Raw genomic sequence first — 20107 nt, 5'->3', positions numbered from 1 at the left:
GGAGTGTGAATGCTGTCGAACGAACAAGAAAAATTACTGCAACAAAGCCAGGCGGATTTCGATGCCTACTATGACGCGCTGGGCGCCTCGCTGGTGAATTTCGTCGAGCGCCTGGGCATTCAGCCGGCGCACGAAGTGCTGACCAACGCGGCCGAATACCTGCCGTACATCGATGCTGCCATGCGCACCATCGTCATCCGCGACGAGAGCTGGCAGTGGGTGAAAACCATGCTGGGCTACTTTATCGGCGAATACTTCGTGCAGGGCCATGCGGGCTGCTGGTATGTGGAAACGCGGGCGGAATCGCCGCATTTTTGCCGTATCATGGTGGGCGGCTTCGAGCATGGCTTGCCGCTGGACGCGGCCATCGATCCGGAACAACTGGCGCTCGATTTCCTGGCGCAAGCGGTGCCGCGCGAGCTGGCCACCCTGGTCGCGGATGCGCAAGCGCGCCTGAGCTGAATGGCTGTCGTAACCCCTGTCAAGGAAGCTGGATGAAATGGATACCCTGTCTGAGACTGGCGCGCTGGTGCATGCCAGCCATTGCCTTTCTGTTCGTCGCTACGGCGCCACCGGCTTTTTCGCAGGATGGCCGCCACACCGCGTTTGAAACGGATCACGCCTTCGATGCCGGCTCGCGCATCGCGCTCGACGCCGTGACGCCGGCACAAGTCGACAACCTCGCCGTGCTCGGCAAGGTATGGGGCTTCCTGAAATACCATCACCCCTTGATCACCGCGGGCGGGCGGCAGTGGGACTATGAACTCCTGCGTGTCATGCCGAAAATGCTGGCCGCGCCCGACAGGGCGGCGGGCGATGCCGTGCTGCGGGACTGGATCGCCGGTCTGGGGTCGCTTGCCGGCTGCGACCCTTGTGCCGTCCCGGCGCAGGGTGAGCTGCATCTGCGTCCCGCGCTGCAATGGATGGATGATGCGAGCTTGCTGGGCGCGGGCTTGCGCGCCGATCTGCGGCACATTTATCTGCACCGGCCGGCGTCGGCCAGCCAATTTTATCTGCGCATGCAGGAGCAGGTGGGCAATCCCGTTTTTGAACATGAACCAGCCTATCCGGACCTGGCGCTGCCCGATGCCGGCTTTCAGTTGCTGGCCTTGTTTCGCTTCTGGAATATCATCGAATACTGGGCGCCCTACCGCGATCTGACAGGGGAAAACTGGGATGACGTCCTGCGCCAGTCGCTGCCGCGCATCGCGCTGGCCAGGGACCGCGCCAGCTATCAGCTGGAAATGATGGCGGTGATCGCGCGCCTGCACGATACCCATACTAATCTGTGGAGTTCGATGCACGTGCGTCCGCCCGTGGGGCAATGCCGGCTGCCAGTCAAGATTCGCTTCATCGACAGCAGCGCGGTGGTAGTGGGTTACCGGGAAGCCGGGGCGGCGACGCGCTTGCAGGTCGGCGATGTCATTGACAGCGTCGATGGCGTGCCGGTGGCGCAACTGGTCGCCACCTGGCGGCCCCACTATGCGGCATCGAATGAGGCGGCGCGCTTGCGCGACATGGCGGGCAGGCTGACGGCTGGCGCCTGCGGTGCAATCCGGCTGCAGGTGCGCCGCGGCCAGGAGGCTGTGGAATTGACGGCGCAGCGCGTGCCAGCCGGGCGGCAAGCGGGTCCGGATACGCATGACAGGGAAGGGGAAACGTTTCAGCGCCTGGGCGACGATATCGCCTACCTCAAGCTGTCGAGCCTCAAGCGGGCCGACGTGGCGGCGCATATGGCAGCGGCGGCAGGCAGCCGCGGCCTGATTATCGATATACGCAACTACCCGCGCGAGTTTGTCGTCTTTGCCCTGGGCGCTTACCTGGTCGAGCGGCCCACGGCGTTTGCCCGCTTTACCAAAGGCGACCTTGGCAACCCCGGCGCCTTTCACTGGACCCAGCCTGTGGCCTTGTACCCGCAAGCGCCGCGCTATGCGGGCAAGGTCATGCTGCTGGTCGATGAAGTGAGCCAGAGCCAGGCCGAATACACGGCCATGGCCTTGCGCGTGGCGCCGCGCGCGAAGGTGGTCGGCAGCACCACGGCTGGCGCGGATGGGAATATTTCGACGTTTTCGCTGCCCGGCGGCTTGAGCACCCTGATCAGCGGCATCGGCGTGTTTTATCCGGACCGGCGCCCCACGCAGCGCGTGGGCATCATTCCCGATATCGAGGTCAGGCCCACGCTTGCCGGCATACGGGCCGGGCGCGACGAGGTGCTGGAGGCAGCCATTGCCGAGATACGCCGGCAATAGCTGTTCTTGCTGTTGACGCGGACTTAAAACTCTTCCCACTCGCCTTCGGCCGGCGCCGCGGCCTTGCCGCTGTTGCGCATCACGGGCAGGCGCAGGGCAGGGGTGGAGGCCTTGCGGGCTGGCGCGGCAGGGGCTGTCGCGGCCGGCGCGCTGCGCTGTGCGGTTTTCACGCTGAAACGGTCGGTGGCCGCCGCATTGGCGTCGAGGCGGAAGACGCTGACCACTTGCGCCAGTTCACTCGCCTGTTCCTGCATCGCTTCGGCCGCTGCCGACGCTTCTTCCACCAGGGCTGCATTCTGCTGGGTCACTTGATCCATTTCGGAAATGGCCTGGTTGACTTGCTCAATGCCCGCGCTCTGTTCTTCGCTGGCGTTGCTGATCTCGCTCATGATGGAGGTGACGAAGCCGATACTTTGCACGATTTCTTCCATCGTCTTGCCTGCCTTGTCGACCAGGTCCGTGCCCACGTCGACTTTTTGCACGGAGTCGTCGATCAAGCCCTTGATCTCTTTCGCCGCCGCTGCCGAACGCTGTGCCAGGTTGCGCACTTCCGTGGCGACCACGGCAAAGCCGCGGCCCTGTTCGCCGGCGCGTGCCGCTTCCACGGCCGCGTTCAGGGCCAGGATGTTGGTCTGGAAGGCGATGCCATCGATGACGGAAATGATGTCGACGATTTTCTTCGACGAGGTATTGATCTCGCCCATGGTGGCGACCACTTCGGCCACCACGGCGCCGCCGCGGCTGGCGATGCCGGCTGCGTCGCCGGCCAGTTTATTCGCCTGGCGCGCGTTGTCGGCATTCTGTTTCACGGTCGAGGTCAGTTCTTCCATCGACGAGGCCGTTTCTTCCAGCGAACTGGCTTGCTGCTCCGTGCGCGACGACAGGTCCTGGTTGCCGGCGGCGATTTCCGCGGACGCCGTGGCGATGGTGTCGGTGCCGCTGCGTACTTGTCCCACGATGCCGACGAGGCTGTCGTTCATGGTTTTCAGGGCGTGCATCAGCTGGCCCGTTTCATCGCGGCCTTGCGCCGTGATGACGCTGCTCAGGTCGCCCGCTGCCACGGTTTCCGCCACTTTCACGGCGGCGCGGATGGGGCCGGTGATCGAACGCGTGATCCACCAGGCGAAACCGATGCCCATCAGCACAGCCAGCACGCCCATGGTGATCAGGAAAACGCGGGTGCCGCTGTAGGCTTCGATGATGCTGTTGCCGACGCCGTCGGCGGCCTTGATCTGCATGCCGGCAAAGCGTTTCACTTCGGCCAGATAAGCCACAGTGATCGGTGCGACTTCCTTGTCGAACACGATCTTGGCGCCTGCCATGTCGCCGTCGGCCTTCATCTTGAAGGCGCGCGCGCGCGTCGTCACGTAGTCGGTGCGCACCTTGCGCACGACCTTGAATTGCTCGATCACGGCCGGGTTGAGCAAGGACGCGATGATGTCATCCTGCAGCTTGCTGGAACGCTCCGCATCGACTTTCAAGTCTTCCTCGATCTTGGCGCGCACGACGGGATCGGTGATTTCAAACGAGGCGACGCCGCGCACGCTGTTGAGTTCAATGATCTTCGACCATTCGGCCACCATGCGCTGGTTCTTGATGCTGGTATTGATGAGGCGGTAAGTCAGGTCGCTGGCCGTTTGCATGCGCACGAGGGCGGTGACGGTCAAGGCGGCAAGCAACAGCAATACGACAGCAAAGCCGACGCCAAGGCGGCTGCCGATGTTCAGGTTTTTCATGTAATTCCTAACAGTTTAATAGTCATGATCGCCGCCGCCAGCAGGGGCGGACAGGCGCCGCAAGGCGCAGGGGATCGGGGTCTTCGGGTGCCGCGTGATGGCTGTGCGGCGCGCCACGCTGAGCGTGGCGATGGAGGTAAAGCAAGGGGCATGTCGGTCAGGCTGACCGTTGCCCAGCAAGCCGCAAGTATAGCATTGACGCAGAGAAATAGTTTTTCAAAGCAATTTTAATTGTTTTTTGATATTGATTTCCTGTTGTGTTTTTACATCAAGTACCTAGTCCATAAGTACTATCACTTACAGTAACCCTTACTTTAGGCATCACTCGCTGATAAAATACTAATGATAATCATTCGTATTAAAACATCGACCAGGGAATTGTATGCAGCAACAGCGCAAGCCAGGATGTAAACCGATCACCATCGCCGTACTGGGCGCCTTGACCTTCGGCGCCACGCCATTGGCAAGCTGGGCACAGCAAAGTTTGCCCGCCGTCACCGTGACGGCGTCGAAGGACAAGGAGGGCTATGTCGCCGCCACCTCGGCCAGCGGCACCAAGACGGAAATGGCCTTGCGCGACGTGCCGCAGACGATCAACGTGGTGCCGGCCGCCGTCATCCGCGACCAGAACGCCATGTCGATCCAGGACATCATGAAGAACATCCCCGGCGTGGGCCTGTCCACGGGCGACGGCCAGCGCGACCAGGTGTTCATCCGCGGCTTCACGGCCATCGGCGACCAGTTCGTCGACGGCTTCCGCGATGACGCCCTGTATTTCCGCGACCTGTCGAACGTGGAGCGCCTGGAAGTGATCAAGGGACCGGCCGCCGTGCTGTACGGCCGCGGTTCCTCGGGTGGCCTGGTCAACCGCATCACCAAAAAACCGGGTATCGATATCACGGACCTGGCCCTGAGCCTGACGAACACAAAAGGGCGCCGCGGCGAAGTCGACGTGGGCCGCGTGGGCGAGACGGTGGACTGGCGCTTTACGGGCGCGCGCGAGTTGTCGGACAGCTATCGCGACCAGCAATTCATCAACCGCACGGCGCTGTCGCCTTCCGTGGCCATCCGCCTGTCCAGCGCCACCAAACTGCTGCTGCAGGGCGATTACCTGGAAGACCGCCGCCTGACGGACTTCGGCATCCCGTCCTACCACGGCCGCCCGGTCGCCGTCGATGCGGGCACTTATTACGGCGCCGCCAATGCGCGCGATGCGGACTTCAGCCAGTCGCGCGTGGTCTCCACGGCCGCCACCCTGACGCACAAGTTCAGCGACAGCTTGTCGCTGCGCAATGCCTTCCGCTATTACGATTACCACCTGGACCGCAACAACACGAATATTTCCGGCAACGTCAACGAAGTCAAGGGCACGATGAGCCTGGGCCACGCCAAGCTCAACCGCGACGAGAGCGGCTGGTTCAACCAGACGGAACTGACGCAAAAGCTGGTCACGGGCACCTTGCGCCATGAAGTGCTGTACGGCGCCGAATTCGGCAAGCAAAACAAGGATGCGTCGAGCTGGGCCTCGACCGCGGTGGCGTCGAACGTATCGATCTTCCATCCCGTCCTGCCGCAGGTCAGCCGCAGCAAGCTGGGCGCGCGCGGCGATACCTTCGGTACCTATGACACGGCCGCCGCCTACGTGCAGGACGCCATCAGCTTCAGCGATGAGTGGAAGGCGCTGGCCGGCCTGCGCTATGACCGCTACAAGCAGCAGTCGCGCCTGGCCAATGCGCTTGGCGTGACGACGGCGGATTTGTCGCGCACGGATTCGGCCTACAGCCCCCGCGCGGGCCTCGTCTGGCAACCGAGCGCCGTGCAATCGTACTACGCGTCGTGGAGCCGCTCGTTCCAGCCGAGCGGCGAAAACTTCGCCCTGGCCGCCAACAATGCCGACCTGGCGCCGGAAACCACGCGCAACACGGAAGTGGGCGCCAAGTACGATCTGTGGGGCGGCCGCGCCAACGCCACCGTGTCGCTGTTCCGCCTGGAGCGCGACAATATCAAGAGCAGCGAACCGATCACGAACCGCATCATTCCCATCGGCACGCAGCGCACGGATGGCCTGGAACTGACCTTCAACGCGGACTTGCACGATGGCTGGAAAATGATGGCCGGCTACGCTTACCTGGACGCCACCATCACGGACTCCATCGCCAAGGACACGAGCGTGAGTGCGGCTGGCTCCGTTGACGTCAAAGGCAAGCGCGCCACCCTGACGGCACGCAACATGGCCAATCTGTGGCTGACGAAAGACCTGGGCCACGGCTTCACCGTGGGCGGCGGCGCGAATGCCGTCGGCAGCCGTTTCGCCAATGCCGGCAACACGGTGGTCTTGCCCGGCTACGTGACGGCCGACGCCATGGCCGCATACCGCACAGGCCGCTATGAAGTGCAGCTGAACATCAACAATATCGGCGACACGCGCTACATCGTGTCGGGCCACGGTTCCAGCCCGAACCTGAGCTTGCCGGGCGCGCCGCGCAATGTGGCGCTGACCTTGCGCTACAGTCTGTAATTTTTGTCACTCCTCACAACCCGCTCGCGAGCGGGTTTTTTTCATGGACGGGCGCTGCGCCGGGCAGGCTCGTATTGATTAGAGGAACTGTTCGGTACCGATAAAATAATGTTGACTATGTGCAATTTTTTAGGGCGGACTGAGCCTTGACTGAGTTTGAGGGGTAAAATAGTGTCATACGGCACAGGCATGGTGCTTATATCTTAGTGATATGACACGACCACGACGCCGTATGACTTTTTATTTACTCACATCATAGAGGCCTGAATATGGTTCAGATGTCCAGGCGCCAGTTCCTTCGGGTAACTGGCGCGACCATTGCTGGTTCCAGCCTCGCCCTGCTCGGTTTCGCACCGGGCCAGGCGATGGCGGAAGTGCGGCAATACAAGCTGTCTCGCACGACCGAGACACGCAATACCTGTCCCTACTGTTCGGTAGGATGCGGCGTCCTGCTGTATGGACTGGGCGATGGCGCGAAAAACGCCGTCTCCAGCATCATCCACGTGGAAGGCGATGCCGATCACCCGGTGAACCGCGGCACCCTGTGCCCGAAAGGCGCCAGCCTGGTCGACTTCATCCACAGCCCGAACCGCCTGAAAGTGCCCGAGTACCGCGCGCCGGGCGGCACGGAATGGCAACCGATTTCCTGGGATGTGGCGCTCGACAAGATCGCGCGCCTGATGAAGGATGACCGTGACGCCAACCTGATCGAAAAGAATGCCGACGGCAAGACCGTCAACCGCTGGCTCTCCACCGGCATGCTTGCCGCGTCCGCCGGCAGCAACGAGGTCGGGTATCTGACCCACAAGACAGTGCGCAGCATGGGGATGCTGACCTTTGATAATCAGGCGCGTGTATGACACGGACCGACGGTGGCAGGTCTTGCCCCGACGTTTGGCCGTGGCGCGATGACGAATCATTGGGTCGATATCAAGAATGCCGACGTGATCCTGGTCATGGGCGGCAATGCAGCAGAAGCACATCCTTGCGGATTCAAATGGGTAACGGAAGCGAAGGCGCATAACAAGGCCAAGCTGATCGTTGTCGATCCGCGTTTTACCCGTACCGCATCCGTGGCAGATTACTACTGCGCCACGCGTACCGGCACGGACATCGTCTTCCTCGGCGCGATCATCAATTATCTGCTGACGAACGACAAGATCCAGCATGAGTACGTGCGCAACTACACGGACATGCCCTTCATCGTGCGCGAAGACTATGCGTTCGAAGATGGCCTGTTCTCGGGTTTCGACAAGGAAAAAGGCAAGTACACCAACAAGGCCACCTGGGATTACGAGATCGGCGAAGACGGCTATGCCAAGGTCGACCCGACCCTGGAACACCCGCGCTGCGTCTACCAGATGATGAAGAAGCACTACGCGCGCTACACGACCGAAATGGTCGAACGTACGTGCGGCGTGTCGGCCGACAAGTTCCACAAAGTGGCGGAAGCCCTGGCTTCGACCGCTGTGCCGGGACGCGCCGGTACCATCCTGTACGCGCTGGGCTGGACGCACCACTCGACGGGTGCGCAAACCATCCGCACGGGCGCCATGGTGCAACTGTTGCTGGGCAATATGGGCATCGCGGGCGGCGGCATGAACGCCTTGCGCGGCCACTCGAATATCCAGGGCTTGACCGATCTGGGCCTGATGTCGAATCTGTTGCCGGGTTATATGACCTTGCCGAACGAGGCCGAGCAGGATTTCGATGGCTATATCGCCGCGCGCGCCACCAAGCCGCTGCGGCCGAACCAGCTCAGCTACTGGAGCAATTACCGCAAATTCCACGTCAGCTTCATGAAGACGTGGTGGGGTGATTTCGCCACGGCGGAAAACAACTACGCCTTCGACTACCTGCCAAAGCTCGACAAGCCGTATGACTTGATGCAAGCCATCGAGAACATGCACCAAGGCAAGATGACGGGCTATATCTGCCAGGGCTTCAACGTGCTGGCGTCCGCGCCGAACAAGCAGAAGGTCACGGAAGCGCTGTCGAAGCTGAAGTTCCTCGTCATCATGGATCCGCTGGCCGTGGAAACGGGCGAATTCTGGAAGGCGCACGGGCAGTATCACGAAGTCGATCCGACCAAGATCATGACGGAAGTGTTCCGCTTGCCGACCAGCTGCTTCGCCGAAGAACGCGGTTCGCTCGTGAGTTCCTCGCGCGTGCTGCAGTGGCACTGGCAGGCGGCCGAACCGCCGGGCCAGGCGCGCAGCGACCTGGAGATCATGTCGGGCCTGTTCCTGCGCATGCGCAGCATGTACCAGAAAGAGGGCGGCAAGTTCCCCGATCCGATTCTCAACCTGACGTGGAATTATGCGCAGCCGCATAACCCGCAGCCGGAAGAAATCGCCCGCGAATTCAACGGCAAGGCGCTGGTTGACTTGTACGATCTGAAGGATCCGACCAAGCTGCTGGTGAAAAAGGGCGAGCAGCTGGCCTCGTTTGCGCAATTGCGCGACGACGGCACGACCACCAGCGGTTGCTGGATTTTCGCCGGCAGCTGGACGCAGGCGGGCAACCAGATGGGACGGCGCGACAACAGCGACCCGACCGGTATCGGCCAGACGCTGGGCTGGGCCTGGGCGTGGCCGGCGAACCGCCGCGTGCTGTACAACCGCGCTTCATGCGACTTGAAGGGCAAGCCTTTCGATCCGACCCGCAAGCTCATCGAGTGGAATGGCACGAACTGGAGCGGGGCCGATATTCCCGACTTCAAGGTCGACGAACCGCCGGAAAACGGCATGGGTCCGTTCATCATGCTGGGCGAGGGCGTGGCGCGCTTCTTTGCGCGCGGCGCCATGGCCGAAGGCCCGTTCCCCGAGCATTACGAGCCGTTTGAAAATCCGCTGGGCTACAACCCCATGCATCCGAAAAACCCGCAGGCGACCAGCAATCCGGCCGCGCGCGTGTTCGCCGATGACCGGAAAATGTTCGGCACGCACGAGGAATATCCGCATGTGGCGACCAGCTACCGCCTGACCGAGCATTTCCATTACTGGACCAAGCATGCGCGCCTGAATGCCATCATCCAGCCGCAGCAATTCGTTGAAATCGGCGAAGAGCTGGCCAAGAGCATCGGCGTCGTCGCCGGCGGTGAAGTGCGCGTCAGTTCCAAGCGGGGCCACATCATCGCCAAGGCCGTCGTCACCAAGCGCATCAAGGCGTTGACGATCGAGGGCAAGCAGGTGCATACCGTGGGCCTGCCGCTGCACTGGGGCTTTACGGGCGTGGCCAAGCCAGGGTATCTGATCAATACCCTGACGCCGGGCGTGGGGGATGCGAATTCGCAAACGCCGGAATTCAAGTCCTTCCTCGTGAAGGTGGAAAAAGCATGATGGGAGCTCAATAATGGCACTGCAATCCTTAGATATCCGGCGCTTGTCGGCGACCACGGTGACCCCGCCGCAAGCGCGCAGCCCGGTGACGGGCACCGTGGCCAAGCTGATCGATGTGTCGAAATGCATCGGCTGCAAGGCTTGCCAGACGGCGTGCATGGAATGGAACGACTTGCGTGACGAAGTCGGCGAAAACCATGGCACCTATGACAATCCGACGGACCTGACGCCGCAATCGTGGACGGTGATGCGTTTTGCCGAACACGAAAACAACGACGGCAACCTCGAATGGCTGATCCGCAAGGATGGCTGCATGCACTGCGAGGATCCGGGCTGTCTGAAAGCCTGTCCGGCGCCGGGCGCCATCGTGCAGTACACGAACGGCATCGTGGATTTCCACCAGGAAAACTGCATCGGTTGCGGCTACTGCGTGGCCGGCTGTCCTTTCGACGTGCCCCGCATTTCGAAAAAGGACGACCGCGCCTACAAGTGCACGCTCTGTTCGGACCGCGTCGCCGTGGGCCAGGAACCGGCCTGCGTGAAAACGTGCCCGACGGGCGCCATCGTGTTCGGCACCAAGGAAGACATGAAGGTGCATGCGGAAGAGCGCATCGTCGACCTGAAGTCGCGCGGTTTCGAAAACGCAGGCCTGTACGATCCGCTGGGCGTGGGCGGCACGCACGTGATGTACGTGCTGCACCATGCCGACAAGCCGAAGCTGTATTCGAACTTGCCGGAACGCCCGCGCATCAGCCCGATGGTGGGCTTCTGGAAGGGCTGGTCCAAGCCGCTGGCGGTGGCCGGCATGGCTGCCACGGCGCTGGCGGGCCTGTTCCACTACACGCGTGTCGGTCCGAACGAAGTGAGCAAGGATGAAGAGCACGAAGCGCTGGAAGAGGCCAAGCGCATCCGGGAGGAACAGCATGAAGCATAGTGAACTTCACGATGGCAAGCTGCGCGACAAGGATGGCAATCCCTTGATCGAACGCTACAACCCCAACGAGCGCACGAATCACTGGGTGACCGCCATCACCTTCGTCATGCTGGCCCTGTCCGGTCTGGCCATGTTCCATCCGTCGATGGCGTGGCTGGCGAATCTGTTCGGCGGCGGGCAATGGACGCGCATTTTGCATCCGTTTGCCGGCCTGGTGATGTTCGTCTCGTTCGCGATCCTCGTGGTGCGCTTCTGGCACCACAACAAGTTCGAGGACGGTGACAAGCAGTGGCTGAAACAGATGGACGACGTGCTCAATAACCGCGAAGAGAAGCTTCCAAAGATCGGCAAATACAATGCCGGCCAGAAGATCCTGTTCTTCGTGCTGCTGGCCAGCATGATCGGCTTGCTGCTGTCGGGCGTCGTGATCTGGCGCGCGTATTTCGCGTTCTATTTCCCGATCGACGTGGTGCGCTTTGCCGCCTTGCTGCATGCCGGTTGCGCGTTCGCCATCATCTGCGCCATCATCGTGCACATTTATGCGGCCCTGTGGGTCAAGGGCTCGATCGGCGCCATGGTGCGCGGCACCGTCACCTATGGCTGGGCGCGCAAGCATCATCCGAAGTGGTTTGAATCGGTGGTGCGTAATACGAGAAAGTAGGCAGTAGGGTAGGTCGGCTTAGCTTCGCGTAAGCCGACATGCTCCGCCGCCGGCGTTTTCGTATGCCAGGGCCAGTCCCCCAAGACTGGCCCCTTTCTTTTTATCGATTAAAATACTTTGACAGCACAGCCAAATCCGCTGGCTCTGCCTTGCCTTTTTTGATGGGAAAACTCCATTGGTACAACGCATTCTTCAGCCAGGCGAAATCGAAGGCCTGGATCACAACGCGATTCCGCGCCTGCTGCTGCCGCAGCCTGACAGCCTGTTTACGGCGCGCGCCTTGCGCTTGCGCGAACTGGCGCAGGGTAAGATCAAGGGCATCCCCGTCGACGCGGGCATGCAGGGCTACCTGGTGCTGATGGCCGCGCTGGCCGATGCGCAAGCCGTCGTGGTGGGAAAACTGGCGCCCGGCGCCGTGCCTGCCGCCGACCCGGACGCGCTGCGCCGCGCCATCCAGCACCGCATGCCCGTGCTGCCCGTCAGCGGCGCCCGTCCGCCCGTCTGGCGCGACATTTTCGCCAGCCTGCTCGATGAACTGGCCACCACGGCCGCAAGCCAGCCGGCCCTGTCGGGCGGCCTGACGCAGGTGCTGGCGCAATTGCGCGCGCTCGACGCGCCAGCGCTGGACGCCTGCGCCGACGCCGTGCTCGATGAAAACGGCGACAACCTCAATCCCATGCATGCGCCGTTCGTCGCGGCCGCGCTGCAAATTTTGTGGTCGGTGTCGGCCAGCCAATTGCGCGCCGCGCGCGTGCCGGACCTGGAAACGGGCACCCTGTGCCCCGTCTGCGGTTCGCACCCCGTCGCCAGCGTGATCCGCATCGGCGGCCAGTCGCAAGGTTACCGCTACCTGCACTGCGGCATTTGCGAAAGCGAATGGCATATGGTGCGCGTCAAGTGCTCGACCTGCGAACAGAATGGCAAGATCGCCTACCAGGGCCTGGACGCGGCCGACGCAAAGCCGTTCGACCCGGTGACGGCGAAGGACGACAAATTGCTCAACAAGGCGAACGATCCGAAAAAAGTGGCGCGCGCGGAAACCTGCGACGATTGCCATACGTATCGCAAGGTCTTCAACCAGGAACACGATTACAACGTCGAACCGCTGGCCGACGACCTGGCCAGCCTGATGCTCGACCTGCTGGTGGGTGAGGCGGGTTACCAGCGCGCCAGCGGCAATCCGTTACTGTGGCTGGGAAAGAATGAAAACAGCGAGGGCCAGCAGTCATGACGACGGGGCAAACCGTGCGCCTGCCGTCGGTAGACCGCATCCTGGGCGACGCGGCTTGCCTGGCCCTGATAGCACACTACGGCCGCGTGCAGACCCTGGCCTGCGCGCGCGCCGTGCTGGCCGAACTGCGCACGGCCATGCTGGCGGGCGCAGTGTTTGGTGAATTCGATGAGGAGGACGCATCGATTGCCGCCATCGTCGCGCAGGTGGCCGACCGGCTGCAGGCGCAATCGCGCTCGCAGCTGCGCGCCGTCTTCAACCTGACGGGCACCGTGCTGCACACGAACCTGGGCCGCGCACTGCTGCCCGATACGGCCGTGCAAGCCGTGGTGGAAGCGCTGCAGTGGCCGATGAATCTGGAATTCGACCTGGAAACGGGCAAGCGCGGCGACCGCGACGACCTGGTCGAGGAATTGCTGCGCGAGCTGACGGGGGCCGAAGCGGCCACCATCGTCAACAACAATGCGGCCGCCGTGCTGCTGATGTTGAACACCCTGGCGCAGAACAAGGAAGTCGTCGTCTCGCGCGGCGAGCTGGTGGAAATCGGCGGCGCCTTCCGCATCCCCGATGTGATGACGCGCGCGGGCGCCGTGCTGCGTGAAGTGGGCAGCACGAATCGCACGCACCTGGCCGACTATGCGAACGGGATCAATGAACATACCAGCCTGCTGATGAAGGTCCACTGCAGCAATTACGCGATCACCGGTTTCACGAAAAGTGTGGAGCTGGACGAACTGGTGCCGCTGGCGGCAAAACATGCCATTCCCACGGCCGTCGACCTGGGTAGCGGCACCCTGGTCGACCTGGCGCAATACGGGCTGCCGCATGAAACGACGGTGCGCGAAACCATCGAGGCGGGCGCCGACCTGGTGACCTTCAGCGGCGACAAGCTGCTGGGTGGTCCGCAATGCGGCGTCATCGTCGGGCGCGCCGATCTGATCGCGAAGATCAAGCGCAATCCATTGAAACGCGCACTGCGGGTCGGCAAGCTGACCCTGGCCGCCTTGGCGCCCGTGCTGCAGCTGTACCGCGCGCCGGACTTGCTGGCCGAACGTTTGAGCACCTTGCGTTTGCTGACGCGTCCCGCTTGCGCCATGCGCGCGCAGGCGCAAACCGTGCTGCCGCTGCTGCAAGGCGTACTTGGTGCCGCCTATGTGGTCACCGCCGAAGCGATGAAAAGCCAGATCGGCAGCGGCGCCTTGCCCGTCGACCAGCTGCCCAGCTTTGGCCTGGCCATCCGCAGCGCGCCTGGCTCGCGTCTGAGCAATCCCCTGGGCGTGCTGGAACAGCGTTTGCGCGCCTTGCCGTGCCCCGTGATCGGGCGCATCGGGCAAGACACCCTGTGGCTCGATCTGCGCTGCCTGGAAGCGGCGCACGAGACGGCCTTCATCGCGCAGCTCGCCGAGTTGTCCGCATGATCGTCGGCACCGCGGGCCATATCGACCATGGCAAGACGACCCTCACGCGTGCGCTGACGGGCGTGCACACGGACCGCCTGAAGGAAGAGCAGGCGCGCGGCATTTCGATAGAACTGGGCTACGCCTACCTGCCGCTGGCGGATGGCACCGTGCTGGGTGTGATCGACGTGCCCGGTCACGAAAAATTCATCCGCACCATGGCTTCCGGCGTGACGGGCATCGATTTCGCCTTGCTCGTGGTGGCGGCCGACGACGGCATCATGCCGCAGACGCACGAACACCTGGCCATCTTGCAGCTGCTCGGTGTGACGCGCGGCGCCGTGGCGCTGACCAAGATCGACCGCGCCGACGGCGCCCGCGTGGCGCAGGTGGAGGCGGACATCGAAGCACTGCTGGCTGGCACGCCGCTGGCGGGCAGTCCGATCTTTCCCACCGCCGCCAATCGCGACGACGATGCGGGCGTGGCCGCCTTGCTGGCGCACCTGACGCAGGTGGCGCGCAGCCTGCCGCAGCGTGACGAGCGGCGCCTGTTTCGCCTCGGCGTGGACCGCGTGTTCACCTTGTCGGGGCAGGGCACCATCGTCACCGGCACGGCGCTGGCGGGATGCGTACAGGTGGGCGACATGCTGCAGCTGGCGCCCGGCGATGCACAGGCGCGCGTGCGCAGCATCCATGCGCAGAACCGCGCAGCCGGGACGGGCATGGCGGGCCAGAGATTGGCGCTGAACCTGGCCGGCATCGACCGCGAGCGCATCGAGCGGGGCAACTGGATCGTCGCGCCCGCGCTGGCGCAGTGCTCCGAACGCCTCGACGTGGAACTGACCCTGCTGCCCGACGCGGGCGTGCAGCTGAAAGCCTGGTCGCCGCTGCACGTGCACCTGGGTGCGGCGCACCAGCTGGCGCGCGCCGTCATGCTCGATGGCGAAACCCTGTCGCCGGGGCAGACGGGCAGGGTACAGCTGGTGTTCGACGCGCCGATGCACGGCGTGCCGGGCGACCGCTTTGTCGTGCGCAATGCGCAAGCGACGCAAACGGTGGGCGGCGGCATGGTGCTCGATCCGTTCGGCCCCGCGCGCAAGCGCCGCAGTCCGGCCAGGCTGGCGTGGCTCGATGCGCTGGCCGCGTTCATCGCGCACGGCGACTATGCGGCCCTGCTGGCGCAAAGTCCGCTGGGGCTGCGCGAATCGCTGCTGGTGCGCCTGTCCCTGTTGCCGGCGGACGCCCTGGCGCTGCCGTCCGACACGCGGCGCATCGCCCTGCGCGGTGGCGACGCCCTGCTGCTGGCGCCGGCCGCGTTGCTGGCGCTGGAGGCGCGCGTGATGGCAGCATTGGAAACCTTCCATGCGCGCGCGCCCGACGAGGCGGGGCCGGAACTGTGGCGTTTGAAACGCATCGTCGACGCCGAGATGGAAGACGCCTTGTGGAGCCATCTGGTCGAAGGCTTGCTGGCACGTGGCGAGATCCTCGCACGCGGCGCCAGCCTGCACTTGCCGGCGCACAGCGTGGAACTGACGCCGCAGGAGCAGGCAGTGGCCGAACCCTTGCTGGCCGCGTTGGAGCAGGGGCGCTTCGATCCACCGTGGACGCGCGACCTGGCGCGCGGCTTCGGCCTGGCCGAGGACGAGACGCGCAAGCTGTTACGCAAACTCGCCAAGGCAGGGCAGATCAGCCAGGTCGTGCACGACCTGTTCTACCATCCGTCGGCCTTGGCCGAGCTGGCGCAACTGGTGAGAGCACTGGCCGAAAAAACGGAGCTGGACGAGGGCCTGGCGCCCGGTTCCGGCGCTGTGGGCGCGGCCACCTTCCGCGACGCCAGCGGCCTGGGCCGCAAGCGGGCGATCCAGGTCTTGGAATTCTTTGACCGCGTCGGTTATACTCGCCGTGTTGGCAATGGGCATCTATTACGCCCGCAAGCGCTGTGGTCCTATACGCCAGCCTTGCCCAGCAGCTAGCTCAGGCACCGCGGAAAGCACACTCATCCGGTGATGTGGCCGGGCTTCAAACCCGGTGGAGGGCGTCAGACGTTCTCCCGTAGGTTCGACTCCTACTGTTTTCCGCCAGTTACATTTCTCCCATCCCCTTCCGCATGGCGTTCTCCCGGCGTTGGCCTGTTGCCACGCTGCGGAAAATATATGGTTTAATTGGCAATATGCGGCGATGCCAGGGTGAGCCGATGGTAACATCGGCTTCAATCCCCTGTAGCAGATGAAAGCAAGCATGAAACAAGCAAGCATGGCGTGGCTGCTGGCAGTGGCGCTGCTGATGCCGGCGCTGGCCGCGGCGGTAGACGTGCGCATCGTCGGCGAGCATTTGCCGCCGTCGAGCATGATGGAAGGCAATGTCGTCGTGGGACGGGAAACGCTCAAGGTGCGCGACATCATGGCGCGCGCCGGTCTTTCCTACCGCATCGAGCTGCTGCCGTGGAAGCGCGCGTACGCGCAGGCGCTGCGCGAGCCTGATACCTGCATCTTTTCCACCAGCCGCACGCAGGAGCGCGAAGCGCAATTTCGCTGGATCGGCCCCCTCAACGAAGCGGAATGGATACTCTACGGCCTGGCCGAGCGGCACCTGGCGCTGCGCACGCTCGATGATGCGCGCGGCCTGGTGATCGGCACGGTGCTCGGCGACGCGCGCGACGATTACCTGCGCCAGCGCGGCATGAACGTGGCGCCCGTGACGCAGGAGTGGCTCAATCCGCAAAAGCTGCTGCTCGGGCGCATCGACCTGTGGGCCGTGGGCCTGGCGGTGGGCAGCAAGCCTTTCGTCGGCAAGGAGTGGGAGGGCAAGGTGGTGCCGCTGCTGACTTTTAACCGCGTGCAGACTTACCTCGCCTGCAACAAGCAATTACCCGAGGCGCAGGTGGCGGCCATGCAGCGCGCCGCGGCGGCCATGCGCCGCGACGGCAGCATGGCGCGCGAACATATCCGCTGAGGCCCGCTTCAGCTTTCCAGCCACTGGCGCACGCAGTTGCGTCCTTCGCGCTTGGCCTGGTACAGGGCCTGGTCGGCATGGCTATAGGCCGTTTCGAATGGCGTGCCGGCGCGGTTCCAGCTCAGGCCCACGCTGACGGTGATGGCGCGCGTGATGGGCGCCGCATGGCGCTGGCGGCCGACGGTCTCGCAGATGCGCTGCGCCACTTGCGCCGCGTCGTCGCGCGAGGAGGTGGGCCAGACGACGGAAAACTCTTCGCCGCCGACCCGGCCGATGGCCGTCTCCTGTCCCAATAGTCCTTTCAGGCAGTCGACCACGGCCTGGATCACGCCGTCGCCGGCCGGATGGCCGAAGTCGTCGTTGACCTGCTTGAACAGGTCGATGTCGAGCACGATCAGCGCCATGTCGCCCTGCGCCAGGCAGCGCGAGGCGTGGTCGATCACGGCGCCGCGGTTCAGGGCGCCCGTCAGCGGGTCGTGCGTGGCGCGGTATTCGAGCTGGCCGGCCAGGGTTTGCAACTGGCGGTTCAGCAGATGCATGTCGCGCTCGGCGCGGTCGCTGCGGCCGATCAGGCGCCGCGTCTCGCGCATCAGCCGCTCGTAGTGGATGATCAGTTCACCGAGCACGCGCCGCTGTTCCGCGCCCGACGCGCTGGCGTCGGCGTGCATGCGGCGCGCGGCAGCCAGGGCCGCCGCTTCCACGGTGAACAGGTCTGGCTCCAGTCCAGCCTCGGAGAGGGCGGCGCGCATGTCCTAGCTGCCCTGCACGGGATGGTCGCGGAAGTCCAGCGCCGTAAAGTCCTGCTGCAGCTCCTGGCCGAATTCCAGGATGGTGTCGTCATCCTCGTCGTGATACCAGTTCAGGCGCACCTGGTTGCCATCGACGGCCGCCTGGTTCAGGGTGTCGAACAGGGTAAACAGCATCTTCGTGCTGGAGCTGTTGAAGTAGGCCAGCGAGACGTTGACGGTGATGGCCGCCTCGCGGCAGCCTTCCAGGTAGGCGCGCACGGCGGCGATCAGCGGGCCATAGAAGGCGGCCGCGTTTTCCGGATACGACTCGCCCTTGATCGACAGGGTGTGCTGCTCGAAACGGAAGTCGATTTCGGGCGAACTCGGGGTCGCGGCGATGAACAGTGGTGACGGTAATTGCATATGCTTTCCTGAGTCGGCTCTTTCAAATGATGGCTTTGATGCAGAAGATGGTGTGGCCCGGTTCCTGGGGATCCTGGACGAATTCGAATTCCAGCGGCTCGCTGGCGTCGCGCGCCATGGTGAGAAACCCCAGGCCCGCGCCCTTGCTGTCGGCCGGCGCTTCCTCGCGCAAGGCCTTTTTGTAGGCGAGGCGGATTTCTTCCATCGTCATGGTGTGCAGCGGTTCCAGGCGGGCGCGGATCTGCGCCACGTTGTCCGTCGAGACGGGGTTGGCGCACAGCAGAAAAAAACTGTCGCCGCGCGTGCCGATACAGAATGAACCGCGCCGCATCTGCTGGTCCAGCTGCGCATCGGGCGTCAGGCTGTCGGCGGAATAATGCATGATGTTTTGCGACATTTCGATGAACGAGGAAAAGATGCGCCGCCGCGTGGGCCCGGCCGCGCCGGCCGTATCGAGGCGCGCCTTGATGGTTTCGGAAATGGCGTTCACCACGTGCTGCGAGAAATAGCCCACGTAAAAAAAGATGATGTTGCGCTTGCGTGCCACATCCCAAAACTCGTTGAATTCTTCGTACAGCACGTCCGTGCTCCTGGCTAGCCGGTGACCCGGTTTCTTGTTGATAAGGTGGCGCGATGGCGCCAAAACTACAGGCGGAAACAGAAAAAGGTCAGGTCGTCGCGGCGCGGCTGCGCTCCCTGCCACGCGGCGCTGTCCTGCAGCAGGGCCGCCGCCACGTCGCCGGCGGGAGCGTCGCGCCGCGCCAGCAGCTGCTCGCGCATGCGGCGCTTGCCGTAGGCGATGTCGCGCGCGCCGCCGATCTGGTCGAGCAAGCCGTCGGTGGTGAGGAACAGCAGGCTGCCGGCGGGAATGGCCAGCGTCTCGTTGTGCCAGCAGTAGCCAGCCGGCGTGTCGACATAGCCCACGCCCATGCGCGCGCCGTCGATGGCGCGCACGCTGTCCTCGCCCGGCGCGACCACGTGCAGCGCCAGTTTCGCCCCTGCGAAACGCAGGCTGGCGCTGGCCGTGTCGTAGCACAGGAAGGCGCAATCCATGCCGTCGTTCGAGCCGGCGTGGCCGGTGGCCGCGCCGCTGCTGGCGCCGTCCTGGCCCAGCAGGGTTTTGATGGAGCGGCTGACGGCGCCGATCAGGGCGGCCGGATCGTGCGGTCCCAGTTCGCGCAAGGCCTGGCTCAGGGCCGACGAGGCGATCAGGGTCATGAAGGCGCCCGGCACGCCGTGGCCGGTGCAGTCGGCGATGGCGGCGAACCAGCCGCCCGCATGGCGTTCGAAGAAGTAGAAGTCGCCGCCGACGACGTCGCGCGGCTGCCATTCCAGGTGGGCGTCGGGCAGGGTGGCGCGCAGTTCCGCATCGGAGGTGCGCAGCAGGGCGCGCTGGATCACGCTGGCGTAATCGATGCTGTGCATGATCTGCCGGTTCTTTTCAGCCTGCATGGTGGCCACCACGTTCATCAGCTGCAAGCCGAAGCCCACGCCGGCCAGCGCGCCATCGGCGGTGATGATGAAGCCATCGGCCAGCGCCTTCTCGCCCGCTTCCACGGCGCGGAAGGTGAGGTCTTCGATGCTCATGGCGCCGTCGACGATCAGCGGCTCCTTGTCCATGAAGGCGATGCAGCTCTTCTTGCCGTACACCTCGTGATAAAAGGGCTTGGACATTTGCGACATGAAGATGTTGCGGCTGATCAAGCCGATGGGCTTCTGCTGCTCCGTGACTGGCAAGCTCATCATGTCGCGCCGTTCCGTGAACAGTTCCAGCACGGCGAAATTGCTGGCGTCGGCCTGCACGGATTCCGTGGGGATGCACAGGTCAGCCGCCACGGACGTGCGATAACGGGGAAGATGCAATCGAGAAGCGTTGAACTCCACAGCGGCTACCTTTACATGACGATCGGACCCTTGTTGTCGCAACAGCAAGGCGA

General features: G+C 63.7%; 15 protein-coding genes and 1 tRNA gene. 11 read left to right on the top strand and 5 right to left on the bottom strand.

All coding sequences use genetic code 11. The features are described 5' to 3' along the window. Positions 1-9: 9 nt before the first annotated feature. Together P9875_RS20345 and P9875_RS20340 are read left to right on the top strand one after the other, a co-directional pair. On the top strand, positions 10-462 hold the full coding sequence (locus P9875_RS20345; protein ID WP_099400498.1) for a hypothetical protein: 453 nt from the start codon (positions 10-12) through the stop codon (positions 460-462). 71 nt (positions 463-533) lie between these two features. Next, positions 534-2249, top strand: a complete 1716-nt coding sequence (locus P9875_RS20340; RefSeq protein WP_278316447.1) for a S41 family peptidase — start codon at positions 534-536, stop codon at positions 2247-2249. A gap of 23 nt (positions 2250-2272) precedes the next feature. Here the strand turns inward: P9875_RS20340 and P9875_RS20335 are convergent, their stop codons facing one another. Further along, positions 2273-3985, bottom strand: coding sequence for a methyl-accepting chemotaxis protein (locus P9875_RS20335; RefSeq protein WP_035820218.1), 1713 nt, complete (start codon positions 3983-3985; stop codon positions 2273-2275). A 382-nt stretch (positions 3986-4367) separates the two neighbouring features. Between P9875_RS20335 and P9875_RS20330 the strand changes: the two genes are divergently transcribed. The 9 genes from P9875_RS20330 (at position 4368) to P9875_RS20290 (ending at position 17019) form a co-directional block, all read left to right on the top strand. Continuing rightward, entirely contained in the window at positions 4368-6503 is a 2136-nt protein-coding gene (locus tag P9875_RS20330) for a TonB-dependent receptor (RefSeq protein ID WP_278316446.1), read from the top strand. A gap of 269 nt (positions 6504-6772) precedes the next feature. Beyond that, complete coding sequence (fdnG, locus tag P9875_RS20325) at positions 6773-9844, top strand: formate dehydrogenase-N subunit alpha (RefSeq protein WP_081922499.1); 3072 nt, start codon at positions 6773-6775, stop codon at positions 9842-9844. Between the two features lie 13 nt (positions 9845-9857). Continuing rightward, positions 9858-10778 (top strand): formate dehydrogenase subunit beta, encoded by a 921-nt coding sequence (gene fdxH, locus P9875_RS20320; RefSeq protein ID WP_035820208.1) that lies wholly within the window; start codon positions 9858-9860, stop codon positions 10776-10778. After that, the gene (locus P9875_RS20315; RefSeq protein ID WP_278316445.1) at positions 10768-11439 is read left to right on the top strand and encodes a formate dehydrogenase subunit gamma; all 672 of its coding nucleotides are present in this window, start codon (positions 10768-10770) and stop codon (positions 11437-11439) included. Before fdxH ends, P9875_RS20315 begins: the two co-directional genes overlap by 11 nt. 175 nt (positions 11440-11614) lie before the next feature. After that, on the top strand, positions 11615-12670 hold the full coding sequence (gene fdhE, locus P9875_RS20310; protein ID WP_278316444.1) for a formate dehydrogenase accessory protein FdhE: 1056 nt from the start codon (positions 11615-11617) through the stop codon (positions 12668-12670). Further along, positions 12667-14088, top strand: a complete 1422-nt coding sequence (gene selA / locus P9875_RS20305) for an L-seryl-tRNA(Sec) selenium transferase (protein WP_278316443.1) — start codon at positions 12667-12669, stop codon at positions 14086-14088. The genes fdhE and selA overlap by 4 nt, the downstream gene beginning before the upstream one ends. Continuing rightward, a complete protein-coding gene (gene selB / locus P9875_RS20300) occupies positions 14085-16040 on the top strand; it encodes a selenocysteine-specific translation elongation factor (RefSeq protein ID WP_278316442.1) in 1956 nt (651 codons plus the stop codon). The genes selA and selB overlap by 4 nt, the downstream gene beginning before the upstream one ends. Before the next feature lie 12 nt (positions 16041-16052). Continuing rightward, a tRNA-Sec gene (locus P9875_RS20295) sits at positions 16053-16148 on the top strand. Between the two features lie 157 nt (positions 16149-16305). Continuing rightward, the gene (locus P9875_RS20290) at positions 16306-17019 is read left to right on the top strand and encodes a substrate-binding periplasmic protein (protein ID WP_255206283.1); all 714 of its coding nucleotides are present in this window, start codon (positions 16306-16308) and stop codon (positions 17017-17019) included. An 8-nt stretch (positions 17020-17027) separates the two neighbouring features. On the opposite strand, the gene P9875_RS20285 is transcribed toward P9875_RS20290, so the two are convergent. The 4 genes from P9875_RS20285 to P9875_RS20270 form a co-directional block, all read right to left on the bottom strand. Continuing rightward, entirely contained in the window at positions 17028-17768 is a 741-nt protein-coding gene (locus tag P9875_RS20285; RefSeq protein ID WP_278316441.1) for a GGDEF domain-containing protein, read from the bottom strand. Positions 17769-17771: 3 nt separating this feature from the next. After that, positions 17772-18170 (bottom strand): DUF1987 domain-containing protein, encoded by a 399-nt coding sequence (locus P9875_RS20280; RefSeq protein WP_034779193.1) that lies wholly within the window; start codon positions 18168-18170, stop codon positions 17772-17774. A gap of 22 nt (positions 18171-18192) precedes the next feature. Further along, positions 18193-18750 (bottom strand): SiaB family protein kinase, encoded by a 558-nt coding sequence (locus P9875_RS20275; protein ID WP_034756676.1) that lies wholly within the window; start codon positions 18748-18750, stop codon positions 18193-18195. Positions 18751-18815: 65 nt separating this feature from the next. After that, positions 18816-20033: a SpoIIE family protein phosphatase gene (locus P9875_RS20270; RefSeq protein ID WP_278316440.1), complete on the bottom strand. Its 1218-nt coding sequence runs from the start codon at positions 20031-20033 to the stop codon at positions 18816-18818. Positions 20034-20107 lie beyond the last annotated feature (74 nt).

Source organism: Janthinobacterium rivuli (genome assembly GCF_029690045.1).
GTDB lineage: Bacteria > Pseudomonadota > Gammaproteobacteria > Burkholderiales > Burkholderiaceae_D > Janthinobacterium > Janthinobacterium rivuli.
The sequence above is the reverse complement of the archived record's forward strand: the minus strand, read 5'-3'. Positions and strand labels throughout refer to the sequence as shown.

Excerpts from the sequence above, each read along its gene's own strand:
- P9875_RS20285 (WP_278316441.1), bottom strand. The coding sequence starts at position 17,768 with ATGCGCGCCGCCCTCTCCGAGGCTGGACTGGAGCCAGACCTGTTCACC.
- fdxH (WP_035820208.1), top strand. The coding sequence starts at position 9,858 with ATGGCACTGCAATCCTTAGATATCCGGCGCTTGTCGGCGACCACGGTG.
- P9875_RS20330 (WP_278316446.1), top strand. The coding sequence starts at position 4,368 with ATGCAGCAACAGCGCAAGCCAGGATGTAAACCGATCACCATCGCCGTA.
- P9875_RS20340 (WP_278316447.1), top strand. The coding sequence starts at position 534 with ATGCCAGCCATTGCCTTTCTGTTCGTCGCTACGGCGCCACCGGCTTTT.
- P9875_RS20335 (WP_035820218.1), bottom strand. The coding sequence starts at position 3,985 with ATGAAAAACCTGAACATCGGCAGCCGCCTTGGCGTCGGCTTTGCTGTC.
- P9875_RS20290 (WP_255206283.1), top strand. The coding sequence starts at position 16,306 with ATGAAACAAGCAAGCATGGCGTGGCTGCTGGCAGTGGCGCTGCTGATG.
- P9875_RS20315 (WP_278316445.1), top strand. The coding sequence starts at position 10,768 with ATGAAGCATAGTGAACTTCACGATGGCAAGCTGCGCGACAAGGATGGC.
- selA (WP_278316443.1), top strand. The coding sequence starts at position 12,667 with ATGACGACGGGGCAAACCGTGCGCCTGCCGTCGGTAGACCGCATCCTG.
- P9875_RS20345 (WP_099400498.1), top strand. The coding sequence starts at position 10 with ATGCTGTCGAACGAACAAGAAAAATTACTGCAACAAAGCCAGGCGGAT.
- P9875_RS20280 (WP_034779193.1), bottom strand. The coding sequence starts at position 18,170 with ATGCAATTACCGTCACCACTGTTCATCGCCGCGACCCCGAGTTCGCCC.
- selB (WP_278316442.1), top strand. The coding sequence starts at position 14,085 with ATGATCGTCGGCACCGCGGGCCATATCGACCATGGCAAGACGACCCTC.